Below are 13,404 nucleotides of genomic sequence, written 5' to 3' on the forward strand. Positions count from 1 at the left end.
CGTTACTTTGGTCAATCATTTTGCTGATCTACGCACAATTATAATTTTGACCTGTTAATGAAATTGGATAACATTTGGTTAACAAAACAGCACTAGATAAGTTATTAAAACAATGCTCAGTTTATCCACAATGTGAATAAGTCGAATAACTATTAATTAAAATCTCAAGATACTCTGTGATTATAAGGTATAACTTTTTTTGTAAGTTATATTATATTGAAAAATATATATTTTTGCGATGTTTCGGTTTTGAAATGATCGATATTTGATGCGACAAGATTGTGGATACCTTGTGGATGAATTGTGGTTTATTGTTAATCACCATTATTCACAGACTCTAAGAATAAAAATACAAATACATATATAATTTATATATTAGCCCGGAGTGTATAAGTGTCAGAGAAGAGAAAATTACTACGTGTTCTCGATGGAGAAACTATTTTTCCACCACCCATATGGCTTATGAGACAAGCAGGACGTTACTTACCGGAATATCGTGCCACTCGAAAAACAGCGAAAGATTTTTTATCACTTTGTTATAATCCGGAATTAGCTGTTGAAGTTACAATGCAACCAATTCGCAGATTTGGTTTTGATGCAGCTATTATGTTTTCTGATATATTAGTTATTCCAGATGCTTTGAATAGAAATGTTCATTTTGTAACGGGTGAAGGGCCTAAAATGGATCCTATCGACCCTGCAGGCATTGATGCTTTGAAAACAGATAATTTTCTGAACCATCTTACACCGGTCTTTGAAACGCTTAAGCGGTTACGAATAGAACTCCCTAATGAAACTACTCTTCTAGGCTTCTGTGGTGCTCCGTGGACGGTAGCAACCTATATGATTGCTGGTCACGGGACACCTGATCAAGCTCCAGCCAGATTATTTGCTTATGAACATGAGCAAGCTTTTAACAAACTGCTCGATATTTTAGCGGATATGTCCGCTCAGTATTTAATCGCTCAGATAGATGCCGGTGCAGATGCTGTACAAATATTTGATTCTTGGGCAGGTGTTTTAGGGGAGAAAGAATTTGAGAAATATGCTGTTCGTCCTGTTAAGCGAATTATTGATCAGGTTCGAGCTGCCCGCTCGGATGCTAAGATAATTGCCTTTGCAAAGGGCGCTGGTATTTTACTCCAAAACTATCGTTCTCAAGTAGGTTCTGATGCTATAGGTCTCGATTGGACCGTACCTGTTACTTTTGCAAAAGAATTACAAAAACAGGGCGCTGTCCAAGGCAATCTTGATCCTATGTTAATGGTTGCAGGTGGAGAAGCCCTTGATAAAGGGGTTGATAGGATTATGGCTGAGTTATCCGACGGACCCTTAATTTTTAATCTTGGCCATGGAATAACACCTCAAGCTGATCCGGAAAATGTCACTCGCTTATTGAAACGGATAAGAGGATATCAGCGTGGATAGTTCTGTGAAAAAAAAGGTCGTTTCAGGTGTTATCTACATCATGTTTTTTGCAATATTAGCTATAACTTGGAAAAGTGTTCATGCTTATCCTTGGATTAAAGCTTTGCATGTGATTGCTGTTATCTCATGGATGGCTGGTATGCTCTATTTGCCACGGCTTTTTGTTTATCATGCTGCATCGAAAGTTGGATCGGATGTTTCTGAACAATTCAAGGTGATGGAACTTAAGCTTTTGAAAATTATCATTAATCCAGCGATGATAGTGGCTTGGGGATGTGGTATTTGGTTGATATTTAGTGGCTTTGTACCACTTGAGACGTGGTTTATCATTAAGTTTATATTGGTTTTGGTTTTGTCTGGATTTCATGGTGTTTTATCTAAAGCACAAAAACGTTTTGCAATGGATGAAAATACAAAATCCGAGAAACAATGGCGATATCTTAATGAGGTCCCAACATTGTTAATGATCGGTGTTGTTATCATGGTAATTGTGCGACCATTTTAATGCAAAATTATAGGGCCTTGCGATTCCGTTTGAGAATCGTTATGCTAGCTCTATCCAAGCCCGTCCGATTTCTTCGGCTTTGTCATTTCGGGTTTACTTCTCAATAGTTATATCTGGATTTTCCATGCAAGAAATGAAGCTTCAAGAGCTTAAAAGTAAAAAACCTGCTGAGTTATTAGAATTCGCAGAAGGTGTTGATGTCGAAAACGCGAGTGTTATGCGCAAACAGGAATTGATGTTTGCCATCCTGAAGCAGCTAGCTGCTCAGGACGTCACGATTATTGGTGAAGGTGTTGTTGAAGTTCTTCAGGATGGGTTTGGCTTTATGCGTTCAGCACAAGCTAATTACCTGCCAGGTCCTGATGATATATATATCTCTCCGTCTCAGATTCGAAAGTTTTCTTTAAAAACCGGTGATACTGTTGAAGGTCCGATACGTGGACCGAAGGAAGGTGAGCGTTATTTTGCACTCCTAAAAGTCAATACAATAAACTTTGAAGATCCGGAAAAGATTAGACACAAAGTACATTTTGATAATTTGACTCCTCTTTATCCAGATGAGCGAATTAATATGGAGATGAATGATCCAACGCGGAAAGATTTATCTGCTCGGGTTATTGATTTGGTCGCACCTTTGGGTAAGGGTCAGCGTGGTTTGATTGTTGCGCCGCCCAGAACTGGTAAGACTGTTCTCTTGCAGAATATTGCGCATTGTATCACAGAAAATCATCCAGAATGCTATCTGATCGTTCTTTTAATCGATGAACGCCCTGAAGAAGTTACGGATATGCAACGATCAGTACAGGGTGAAGTTGTTTCTTCAACTTTCGATGAACCTGCAACACGTCATGTACAAGTTGCTGAAATGGTTATTGAAAAAGCTAAGCGCCTTGTCGAACATGGACGCGATGTTGTTATTTTGCTTGATTCTATCACAAGACTTGGACGTGCTTATAATACTGTTGTGCCCTCATCCGGTAAGGTTTTAACAGGCGGTGTTGACGCAAATGCTTTGCAACGCCCGAAACGTTTCTTTGGTGCTGCGCGCAATATTGAAGAGGGTGGTTCTTTGACGATTATTGCAACTGCCTTGATTGATACTGGTAGCCGTATGGATGAAGTGATTTTTGAAGAGTTTAAAGGTACTGGTAACTCTGAGATTGTTCTTGATCGTAAGATTGCTGATAAGCGTATATATCCGTCGATGGACATTTTGAAATCAGGTACTCGCAAAGAAGATCTTCTTGTTGATAAGCAAGATTTACAGAAGGTATTCGTATTACGACGTATTTTGTCACCTATGGGAACAACGGACGCGATTGAATTCCTTATCGATAAATTAAAGCAAACAAAGAGTAATTCCGATTTCTTCGATTCAATGAATACTTAGGTTTTAGAATCTAAATATCCGTACGACTTGAAACTTAGGGCTTTGAGTTATGTCTGAACAGGATACTATTTACGCTTTATCATCTGGCTCATTACCCAGCGGTGTTGCTATTGTTCGTATCAGTGGTTCCAGGACTCGATTCGTGCTCGAAACACTTTGTTCAGTGATACCTAAACCACGAATGGCAGTGTTGAAAACGATTCGTGATCGGAACGATCTGGTTATTGATAAGGCTTTGGTTCTTTTTTTCCCCAACCCAAATTCATTTACGGGTGAAGATTGTGCGGAGATTCATTTGCATGGCGGACGTGCAGTTGTCAGTGCTTGTCTTAATGCGTTATCGATCTTGCAGGGTCTTCGTATTGCAGAAGCCGGTGAATTTACAAAACGCGCATTTGATAATGGAAAGATGGATCTGACCGAAGCGGAAGGATTGGCCGATTTGATATCTGCCGAAACCGAAATGCAGCGGAGACTGGCTATACAACAGTCAGATGGGGTTCTTAAAGATTTATACGATGGATGGGCAGCACGGATATTGAGATCTCGGGCATTAATAGAAGCAGAACTCGATTTTTCGGACGAAGATGATATTCCTGGGGCTATTTCAGATCAGGTTTGGTCAGATGTTGGTCTACTCGCAAAAGAGATATCCCGCCATCTAAAAAAGTCTCGCGCGGGTGAAATAACGCGTAATGGCTTCTCTGTAGTTATCGCTGGAGCTCCAAATGCTGGAAAATCCTCACTTCTAAATGCTTTGGCTGGAAGGGATGTGGCTATAGTATCTGAGGAGAGAGGAACTACGCGAGATATATTGGAAGTCCGCTTAGATATAGCGGGACATCTCGTTGTTGTAAAAGATACGGCGGGTATTAGAGACACTGACAATATGCTGGAGAGAGAAGGCATTCGACGTGCGGAGCAAGCACTTGAAACTGCTGACTTAATTTTACATCTTATAGATATATCTCGAGATCATGATGCCTTACCGGAGAGATTGATTTCAAAAAGTAATGTACTAAAAATTGGTACGAAAACTGATATTGTGACTGCAGATTTTGGTGAACAGTTTGACGCGTTAATTTCCACTACTACGGAAGATGGTTTGGAAGGCTTACTGCATAGGGTTGAGCAAGCGCTAGAAATTTTGGTTGTCCCGGACGATTTCGTGGTTCCGACACGACAAAGACATATAGATCTGTTGAAAATCGCGCAGCTAGAGTTAGCTGAAGCTACTCTACTGATTGATGAACCGATCGAAATTAGATCGGAACATCTACGTTTGGCGCAGGATGCTTTGGGCAAAATAACAGGCAGAACTGATGTTGAAGATTTACTGGGAGTGATCTTCGGCGAATTTTGCGTTGGTAAATGATTCACGTGAAACATATTTGTTGATGACTCACGTGAAACATCGGTGGCGATAGCATGACTCACGTGAAACATGGAATATTTGAGAGTTTCACGTGAAACGCCAAATTTGCTTGACATTTATTCGATACTGACTGAACAAGATATCGAAAAGAAGGTGAATTATGAAGTACGATGTAATAGTTATAGGCGGTGGCCATGCTGGTTGCGAAGCGGCATCAGCTTCAGCGCGAATGGGCGCTTCTACAGCGCTAATTACTCACAAGCTTAATACAATCGGTGTTATGTCATGCAATCCGGCCATAGGTGGGCTTGGCAAAGGACACCTGGTTCGTGAGATCGATGCGATGGATGGTCTTATGGGTCGAGTGACCGATGATGCAGCTATTCAATATCGCATGTTGAACCGCCGCAAAGGTCCTGCGGTTCGCGGTCCCAGAACTCAAGCGGATCGAAAACTTTATCGCGAATCTATGCAAAAAAATATTTCAGAGATTGAAAATTTGGATGTAGTAGAAGGTGAAGTAGATGACTTGATTGTTAACGCTGGTCAAATTGATGGTGTTCTGACTAAAGATGGTCGTTCGTTTATGTGTTCCGCTGTTGTTCTAACGACTGGAACCTTCCTTCGCGGTCTTATACATATTGGTGATAAGAAAATCCCTGCTGGTCGCATGGGGGAGGCGCCAGCTCTGGGCCTATCTGATCGTTTGGAAAATCTTGGCTTAGATCTGCGACGACTAAAGACTGGAACGCCTGCGCGTTTGGACGGAAAAACAATTGCCTGGGACAAATTAGCTACTCAGGAGGCTGATACCGATCCGGTGCCCTTTTCATTTATGTCAGGGGCTATAACGCAAAAGCAAATTCCATGCGGTATCACTCGAACAACAAACGCCACGCATCGTATTATTGAAGATAATATTTCTAAATCCGCCATGTATTCGGGACAGATTGAGGGCGTGGGTCCTCGTTATTGTCCATCGATTGAGGATAAGATAGTAAAATTCGGTGATAGGGATGGACACCAAATTTTTCTTGAGCCTGAGGGTTTGGATGATGATACCGTTTATCCAAATGGTATCTCGACTTCTTTACCGGAAGATATACAGGATCAATTTATTCGAACTATTCCCGGTTTGGAGAATGTAAATATTTTGCAACCCGGATACGCTATCGAGTACGATTATATCGATCCGCGGGAATTGTCATCAACTCTTGAGTTGAAGAAGTTATCTGGATTGTTTTTGGCAGGACAGATTAATGGAACGACTGGTTATGAGGAAGCGGCTGCTCAGGGGTTAGTTGCAGGTTTGAATGCGGCGAGAGTGGTTCAGGGTGGCGAATCTGTTTTATTTAGTCGTACCGAATCTTACATCGGAGTTATGATTGATGACCTTACGACGCATGGCGTTACTGAACCCTACCGTATGTTTACTTCTCGGGCTGAGTATCGTTTAACACTTCGTGCTGATAACGCTGATGTTCGATTAACACCATTTGCAATAGAGTTAGGCTGTGTAAGTAATGAACGCCGGCAAAAATTCGAGCAATGGCAGAAATCTCTAAAGAAGTGCCGCAATGATTTTGAAAGTAGACATCTTTCGCCTTCTGAGGCTGAGAAGTTTGATATTAAACTCAATAAAGACGGCGTTGTTAGGTCTGCATTTCAGCTTTTGTCTTATCCTCAAATTTGCTTGGAAGATATTTTGCGCGTTTGGCCAGAACTTGGTGTTTACGATACTAAACTGTTGGAAACAATTGAGGTTGATGCGACTTATGCAGTATATTTATTGCGTCAGGAAGCAGATATTAAGAATCAAAAGCGTGAGGAGTCTCGTTTGATACCCATAAATTTCGATTATGATGTTTTACCAGGCTTATCTAATGAACTGAAATCTAAGTTAAACAGGTTCAAACCTGTATCTATTGCTCATGCGAATCGAATTGATGGAATGACACCTGCTGCGATTGCTATTATTCTGACATATATGAAGCGAGAACAAGCCTCGATCAGAGTTGAGGTGGCGCAGAATGAGCAATAGAGAGAAACTGGAGGCAGGTAACGATGTTTTTGATGTTTCACGTGAAACATGGGAAAGATTGCAATTATATGCTGATCTCGTAAGAAAATGGCAGAAAACCATAAATCTAGTATCTCCGTCCACCGTGGATAATCTCTGGAGTAGACATATATTAGATAGTCTGCAAATCTATCGATATAACCAACAGCCTAAAACTTGGTTGGATATGGGGAGTGGAGCAGGTTTTCCTGGGATCGTAACCGGTATTTGCCTTGCGGAGAATGAAAAAGGTTGGGTTCATTTGATTGAAAGCAATCAAAAGAAGGCCGCATTTCTGCGAAATTGTATTATTAAAACAGGTGCTCGAGCAAGTGTTCATCCCGTTCGAGTATCGAATGCAATCAAGGATATAGCAAGCGTAGATGCAATATCTGCACGCGCACTTGCATCATTGTCCGATCTTTTGGAGATGTCCGCACCTTGGTTTGCCAAGAATGAAAAATGTTGTGCATGGTTTCACAAAGGTAGGGATTACGCCGCGGAATTGGATATTGCCCGTAGTCGTTGGACGTTTGATCTGGTAAAATATGATAGCCAGATTGAAGACGACTCCGTTATTTTGAGTATCAGTCATCTAAGGCAGAAATAGTCACTAAAGAACCTTCGATGTAAATATGTTGATACCTATGCCAAAGAGTAAGAAGATAAATCTCAATCGTATTATTACTATTGCTAACCAAAAAGGCGGTGTCGGCAAGACGACGACAGCAATCAATTTAGCAACTGCTCTTGCTGCTATTGGCGAGAAAGTATTGGTTGTCGACTTGGATCCGCAAGGTAATGCGAGTACCGGACTTGGAATAGAACGACGTGATCGGGAATTGTCATCTTATGATGTTCTAATTTTTGAAGCGGAGTTATCTAAAGCTGTTTTAAAAACCGCCGTTCCTAACTTAAGCATTATTCCTTCGACGATGGATCTTCTTGGTCTTGAAATGGAAATTTCTAACGACCCAAAGCGAGCTTACCGTTTGAAAGAAGTATTGCACGGTCCGGCTGCTCAGAAATATAGTTATATTCTTATTGACTGTCCACCATCTCTAAATTTACTTACCATGAATGCAATGGCCGCAGCTCACTCTGTTCTTGTACCGCTTCAATGTGAGTTTTTTGCTTTGGAGGGCTTAAGTCAGCTTTTGGAAACTGTTGGACAGGTTCGAGATACTCTTAATCCAGACCTTGAGATTCAAGGAGTTGTAATGACCATGTATGATGCACGAAACAATCTTGCACATCAAGTTGTTGCAGATGTGCGAGAAAATTTGGGTGAAAAAGTATATCAAACGCTTATCCCTAGAAATGTTCGAGTTTCTGAAGCGCCTTCTTATGGTAAACCTGCAATTTTGTATGACCTTGCTTGCTCAGGTAGTCAGGCGTATCTGCAGTTAGCCTCAGAGGTAATTCAAAGAGAGCGTGAGCATAAAGCTGCTTAATTCGTTTGATAATAGAATAAGCTAATTTAATAGGTGTTATATGAGTGATGAACAATCAAAGAAACGTTTAGGGCGTGGACTGGCCGCTCTTATTGGTGAGATGGATACTGCTGAGCAAAAAGCTGAACCTTCTGCGATAGCACCTGATCAAAACTTACCGATTGAGTTCATTGTTCGTAATTCAGAAAACCCTCGTCAATATTTTGATCGGGAGGGCTTAGCTGATCTTGCTCGCTCTATCCGAAAACATGGCATCGTGCAGCCGATTGTTGTTCGTAAAACATCTGAAGATAGATATGAAATTATTGCAGGCGAACGTCGTTGGCGGGCAGCACAACAAGCAGGTCTTACTAATGTACCTGTGCTTATTCGTAACGTAGATAATAAGACAGCGTTAGAAATTGCTATCGTTGAAAATGTTCAGCGTTCAGATCTTAATCCTCTGGAAGAGGCGCTTGGCTATGAGCAGCTTATGTCTCATTACGGATATACTCAAAATGATTTGGGTGAGGTAATTGGTAAGAGCCGAAGTCATGTCGCAAATAGTTTACGACTATTAAAGCTACCAGATGAAGTTCGTCAGATGCTTGTCGATGGATCATTATCAGCAGGCCATGCCCGGGCAATTGTATCTACGTCTAATCCCTTAGAGCTTGCAAAAAGAATTGTTAGTGAAGGTTTATCTGTTCGCGAAGCAGAGCGTTTAGCGCAGCTTGATATAAATGGTGAAGATGTACGCTCTTCAGCGGGAAAATCAAATCAAGTCGTGCAAAAAGATGCGGATACTCTTGCTCTTGAACAAAGCCTTAGTGACGTTCTGGGGTTAAAGGTAGCTTTGAACCATAAAGGTGAAAAAGGTCAACTGCAGATTAACTACAAATCGCTCGAACAACTTGATAATATTTGCAAATTACTTGGCGTTGCCGGCTAAGATTCAATGTGAATTTAGCGACTTAGAAGGCAAACACGCATCAAAGCCTGTCTGGCGATGCTTTCTTCAAGCGCTGCATTTTTTCGCGTTTCCAAAATAGTGTTAGATAAACGATCCATTTCCTTACTCAGTTTGCTACAAGTCCATTTTCGTAATGCTTTCTCAAAAGCTGGTTTACGTTTGAAATGAATATATCGTCCCATTTCAGACATAACTTGCCCAGCTTGCTTTTTGTTTACTTCAATTTCTGATCGCATGATGTCGATCTGCTGTAGTTGAACGAGGCAAGAGCGTAAAACCAGAAAGATAGGTGTTTTGGAGATGATAATTTTTGAAAAAGATTTATCTAACTCATTGATATTACCGGTTAATATAGCATCAACTGTTTCGTCAACTGAGATCGAAGAAGCGTCCCCAATGGCATTAGTGACGTCTTCTGCGGTAATATTTTTTTGTTCTTGGCAATAGAGCGTTAGTTTTTGCAGCTCACCACGGCTCGCTAGGCGATCTCCGCCTAAAAAACTCAGTAATAACTGGCGCGCGTCATTTTCAATACGTAAGTTCGCTGCGCCGAGTTCTTGATCAATCAAAGCTTGTAATGAACGACCATCATCTGCGTAACAAGGAATTGCAAGAGCAGGAGGTGCTTTTTCAATCATCTTACGTAAGGGTGAGGATTTCTTAAGGTCGCCAGCCTCAATGATTAATGTTACACTCTCGGTAATCTCTTCAAGAACCCCACTTATAATTGCCGGCAATTTCTTGTCGCCGCCGGCGTTCTTTACCCAGATAAGTCGATCACCACCAAACAGACCGATGGACCCGATCTCATCGGCTAGTCGACCAGGATCTGATGAAATTTCAGATGACTCGAGCCTTATGGTGGCGAAATCATCAGCTAAATCGACATTAATTTTTTTGGAAAGTTCTCGTGCGCGCTCCGAAACAAGACCATTGTCGGGGCCATAAATAAGAAAAGCACGATAGGGTATACCCGTTCGTTTGATTAAACCATCGAACTCATGTGCCTTAATCTGCGCCATACTAGACTATTTGCGCAGTGCTATGGCGAGATCAGCGTAAATAAGTTCGGCCAATTCACGTCCCGCTCGGTCCTCAGCGTCTCTAAGTGCGCGAATTTTTGAAAATTCTTGATCTGGAAGGTCGTAGAGCGCGGTAGAACTGCGCTTTCCTTCTCTAATAACTGTCCCATCGCTGAACTTCATGAGTTTATAAGTCCCATTTGCAACCATTCGTCCGGCGGAAAAATTATTATCAGTTCCTGAATCAAGTACACCGGAAGCACTGCGTGTAACGTTCAATTCGAGTTTATAGTCACTAGCACTTTGATTTCCAGACCCGCCATTTAGAAAAACCAATTGATTTCGGACCACCTGCTCAAGCCGATCGTCGGCATCTGATATTTCGATTGCTGGTAACGCACTAGAGGTTGCACTGTTATAAAGAGGTGTTACCTGACATCCGGCCAGAATACTGACACATCCTGCAACAAAACTAATTCGTATGGCTTCTCTTGAGAGCACATTAGATAACAACATTCACAATCCTTTTAGGCACGATAATTAGTTTTCGTATAGGTTGAGCATTGATTTTATCAGCAACAAAATCAAGTGCTAAAACAGCTTCTTCAATTGTCTCTTTGTCGGCATTGGCCTCAATTATTAGTTCGCCCCGTTTCTTTCCATTAATCTGAACCGGCATCATAATAGTACTTTCTGCCACAAGATCTGGGTTAAATTCAGGCCAAGCAGACTGTGCAACCAAGCCTTTGCAGTCTAGTGCCATCCAACACTCTTCGGCTAAGTGAGGCATCATAGGAGCAATTAGGTGAATTAGTATCTCGCATGCTTCGCGACAAGCTGCCTTCATGGTGTCGTCAGCATCACCATTTGCAACCTGTGAAAGTGGCGCAGCAATCGCATTGACGAATTCGTAAATTCTGGCGACTGATTTATTAAATGCGAGCTTCTCAAGGTCGGCGCCAACAAGTTTTAATGTCTTATGGGCAATCTTTGAAATGTCATTTGCTGGCCCATCTGGAGCAGATTTGCTCTTAATATATTTAAGTTCAGGTGCTGCCTCACCAATAATACGCCAAACGCGTTGAACGAACTTATGTGCGCCTTCGACGCCACCTTCGGTCCAAATAACGTCACGTTCCGGTGGAGAGTCGGATAACATAAAGAAACGAGCCGTATCAGCACCGTATGATTCAATAATATCATCCGGATCAACTACGTTCTTCTTCGATTTTGACATTTTTTCAATCGAACCAATTTCAATCTTGGTTTCTTTGCCGATCAATGTTGCTGTACGTTTTCCATCAACATCACTAATATCAATTTCAGCTGGGGTGACCCATCCTTCAGGACCTTTATATGTTTCATGAACAACCATACCTTGGGTGAAGAGACCTTTGAAGGGCTCCTTTATATCGAGGTGACCGGTGACTTGCATAGCTCGCGTGAAAAAACGGGAATAAAGTAAGTGTAAGATCGCGTGTTCAATACCGCCAATATATTGATCAACCGGAAGCCATTCGCTGGCAGTTTTTGGATCAGTTGGATTAGCGTTTTTAGAATCTGTGAAACGTGCGAAATACCACGATGAATCCACAAATGTATCCATCGTGTCTGTTTCACGTCTTGCTGGCTTACCGCAGGATGGGCACTCTGTATTGCGCCATGTGTCATGACGGTCAAGTGGATTACCCGGTTTTTCAAAATCAACATCATCGGGCAGTTTAATTGGAAGATTTTCTTTCTTCTCGGGAACAACGCCGCAGGTATCGCAATGAACAACCGGAATTGGGCAACCCCAATAACGTTGACGGGAAACACCCCAATCGCGAAGTTTAAACTGGGTTTTACGAACGCCTTGTGGTTCCCCGCCAAGCATAGTTGCTTTGAGTGCACTAGCAACTTCATCAAAAGCTTGCTTTGGTGTTTTTCCATCCAGGAACCTGGAATTGATCATGATGCCGGAGCCAGTGTAGGCTTCCTTCGTAATATCAGTAGTTTCACCATTACTATTTTCTGGCGCTACAACAGGCAAAATAGGTAGACCATACTTGCTAGCAAAATCATGGTCGCGCTGATCATGAGCCGGACATCCAAATACTGCACCTGTACCATAATCCATCAATACGAAATTGGCGATATAAACTGGAAGCTTCCAATTTTTATCAAGCGGGTGGGCGACTGTAACTCCGGTGTTAAAACCATGTTTCTCAGCTGTCTCCAATTCGGCAGCAGAGGTGCCCATGTTTCTGCATTCTTTGCAGAAGTTGGCAAGATCTGAATTGTCTTTTGACAATGCGATTGCTAGCGGATGGTCTGCGGAAATGGCTAGGAAAGACGCACCAAACAATGTGTCTGGGCGTGTTGTGTAAACTTCAACATCATCGAAGCCTTCTGGTGCAGAACTATCCAAAGCCCAACGAATTTGCAGGCCTTCTGATTTGCCGATCCAGTTGGATTGCATCAAGCGTACTTTTTCTGGCCAGCGATCTAAACCGTCTAGTTCAGTTAATAGGTCATCTGCAAAATCTGTGATCTTGAAGAACCATTGTGTTAGTTCGCGTTGTTCGACTTCGGCACCTGAGCGCCAACCTTTGCCGTCGATAACCTGCTCATTGGCAAGCACTGTCATGTCGACCGGGTCCCAGTTTACTTTTGCATTCTTGCGGTAAACAAGGCCTTTGTCCAAAAAGTCCAGGAACAAGCTTTGTTGTTGCGCGTAATATTCAACATCACAGGTCGCAAATTCACGGGACCAATCAAGTGATAGACCCATTGATTTAAGCTGACGGCGCATCGTGTCGATGTTTTGATATGTCCATTCACCGGGGTGGACTTTGTTTTGCATGGCCGCATTTTCGGCTGGCATTCCAAAAGCATCCCAGCCCATGGGATGAAGAACATTATAACCTTTCGCTCGGCGATAACGTGCAACTACATCACCCATCGCATAATTGCGAACATGGCCCATATGAATGCGGCCTGACGGGTATGGGAACATTTCGAGCACATAATATTTTTCACGCGGATCATCATTGTGTGTTTCGTAGATTTTTTGTTCGTCCCAGCGCTTCTGCCATGTTGGTTCAGTCTGTCTAGGGTTATAACGTTCAACGGCCATTTTTATTCCTGATAGTTCAATCGGTGAGCTTTTACATTTGTTGCGGAGCTTCACCATGAAAGCTGCGCATCGTCAACACTAAAGACTATTCAAATGTTCGC

General features: G+C 42.2%; 11 protein-coding genes. 8 read left to right on the forward strand and 3 right to left on the reverse strand.

All coding sequences use genetic code 11. The annotated features are described in order from the left end of the window. Positions 1–393 precede the first annotated feature (393 nt). The 8 genes from hemE (at position 394) to G3W54_RS17610 (ending at position 9,142) form a co-directional block, all read left to right on the forward strand. Positions 394–1,428 (forward strand): uroporphyrinogen decarboxylase, encoded by a 1,035-nt coding sequence (hemE, locus tag G3W54_RS17575; protein ID WP_162654606.1) that lies wholly within the window; start codon positions 394–396, stop codon positions 1,426–1,428. A gap of 40 nt (positions 1,429–1,468) precedes the next feature. Next, the gene (gene hemJ / locus G3W54_RS17580; RefSeq protein ID WP_162654889.1) at positions 1,469–1,933 is read left to right on the forward strand and encodes a protoporphyrinogen oxidase HemJ; all 465 of its coding nucleotides are present in this window, start codon (positions 1,469–1,471) and stop codon (positions 1,931–1,933) included. 124 nt (positions 1,934–2,057) lie between these two features. Continuing rightward, positions 2,058–3,323, forward strand: a complete 1,266-nt coding sequence (rho, locus tag G3W54_RS17585; protein ID WP_174244260.1) for a transcription termination factor Rho — start codon at positions 2,058–2,060, stop codon at positions 3,321–3,323. A gap of 49 nt (positions 3,324–3,372) precedes the next feature. Then, complete coding sequence (mnmE, locus tag G3W54_RS17590; protein WP_162654607.1) at positions 3,373–4,698, forward strand: tRNA uridine-5-carboxymethylaminomethyl(34) synthesis GTPase MnmE; 1,326 nt, start codon at positions 3,373–3,375, stop codon at positions 4,696–4,698. Between the two features lie 157 nt (positions 4,699–4,855). After that, positions 4,856–6,739 carry a tRNA uridine-5-carboxymethylaminomethyl(34) synthesis enzyme MnmG gene (gene mnmG / locus G3W54_RS17595; protein WP_162654891.1) on the forward strand — a complete coding sequence of 628 codons (1,884 nt, stop codon included), beginning with the start codon at positions 4,856–4,858 and terminating at the stop codon, positions 6,737–6,739. After that, on the forward strand, positions 6,729–7,367 hold the full coding sequence (rsmG, locus tag G3W54_RS17600) for a 16S rRNA (guanine(527)-N(7))-methyltransferase RsmG (RefSeq protein ID WP_162654608.1): 639 nt from the start codon (positions 6,729–6,731) through the stop codon (positions 7,365–7,367). The genes mnmG and rsmG overlap by 11 nt, the downstream gene beginning before the upstream one ends. A gap of 25 nt (positions 7,368–7,392) precedes the next feature. Continuing rightward, positions 7,393–8,211 carry an AAA family ATPase gene (locus G3W54_RS17605; protein WP_305792186.1) on the forward strand — a complete coding sequence of 273 codons (819 nt, stop codon included), beginning with the start codon at positions 7,393–7,395 and terminating at the stop codon, positions 8,209–8,211. A 40-nt stretch (positions 8,212–8,251) separates the two neighbouring features. Then, a complete protein-coding gene (locus tag G3W54_RS17610) occupies positions 8,252–9,142 on the forward strand; it encodes a ParB/RepB/Spo0J family partition protein (RefSeq protein WP_162654609.1) in 891 nt (296 codons plus the stop codon). 14 nt (positions 9,143–9,156) lie between these two features. Here the strand turns inward: G3W54_RS17610 and holA are convergent, their stop codons facing one another. The 3 genes from holA to leuS are packed head-to-tail and all read right to left on the reverse strand — an operon-like array spanning position 9,157 to position 13,303. Then, the gene (gene holA / locus G3W54_RS17615) at positions 9,157–10,185 is read right to left on the reverse strand and encodes a DNA polymerase III subunit delta (protein ID WP_162654610.1); all 1,029 of its coding nucleotides are present in this window, start codon (positions 10,183–10,185) and stop codon (positions 9,157–9,159) included. Positions 10,186–10,191: 6 nt separating this feature from the next. Continuing rightward, positions 10,192–10,701 (reverse strand): hypothetical protein, encoded by a 510-nt coding sequence (locus tag G3W54_RS17620; protein ID WP_162654611.1) that lies wholly within the window; start codon positions 10,699–10,701, stop codon positions 10,192–10,194. After that, entirely contained in the window at positions 10,688–13,303 is a 2,616-nt protein-coding gene (gene leuS / locus G3W54_RS17625) for a leucine--tRNA ligase (protein ID WP_162654612.1), read from the reverse strand. Before leuS ends, G3W54_RS17620 begins: the two co-directional genes overlap by 14 nt. Positions 13,304–13,404: the final 101 nt, after the last annotated feature.

The sequence above is a fragment of the Lentilitoribacter sp. Alg239-R112 genome (assembly GCF_900537175.1).
GTDB lineage: Bacteria > Pseudomonadota > Alphaproteobacteria > Rhizobiales > Rhizobiaceae > Lentilitoribacter.

What these genes read in the sequence shown, in the direction of transcription:
- mnmE (WP_162654607.1), top strand. Translation starts at nt 3,373, where the DNA reads ATGTCTGAACAGGATACTATTTACGCTTTATCATCTGGCTCATTACCC.
- G3W54_RS17610 (WP_162654609.1), top strand. Translation starts at nt 8,252, where the DNA reads ATGAGTGATGAACAATCAAAGAAACGTTTAGGGCGTGGACTGGCCGCT.
- rsmG (WP_162654608.1), top strand. Translation starts at nt 6,729, where the DNA reads ATGAGCAATAGAGAGAAACTGGAGGCAGGTAACGATGTTTTTGATGTT.
- G3W54_RS17620 (WP_162654611.1), bottom strand. Translation starts at nt 10,701, where the DNA reads ATGTTGTTATCTAATGTGCTCTCAAGAGAAGCCATACGAATTAGTTTT.
- G3W54_RS17605 (WP_305792186.1), top strand. Translation starts at nt 7,393, where the DNA reads ATGTTGATACCTATGCCAAAGAGTAAGAAGATAAATCTCAATCGTATT.
- hemJ (WP_162654889.1), top strand. Translation starts at nt 1,469, where the DNA reads ATGTTTTTTGCAATATTAGCTATAACTTGGAAAAGTGTTCATGCTTAT.
- holA (WP_162654610.1), bottom strand. Translation starts at nt 10,185, where the DNA reads ATGGCGCAGATTAAGGCACATGAGTTCGATGGTTTAATCAAACGAACG.
- rho (WP_174244260.1), top strand. Translation starts at nt 2,058, where the DNA reads ATGCAAGAAATGAAGCTTCAAGAGCTTAAAAGTAAAAAACCTGCTGAG.
- leuS (WP_162654612.1), bottom strand. Translation starts at nt 13,303, where the DNA reads ATGGCCGTTGAACGTTATAACCCTAGACAGACTGAACCAACATGGCAG.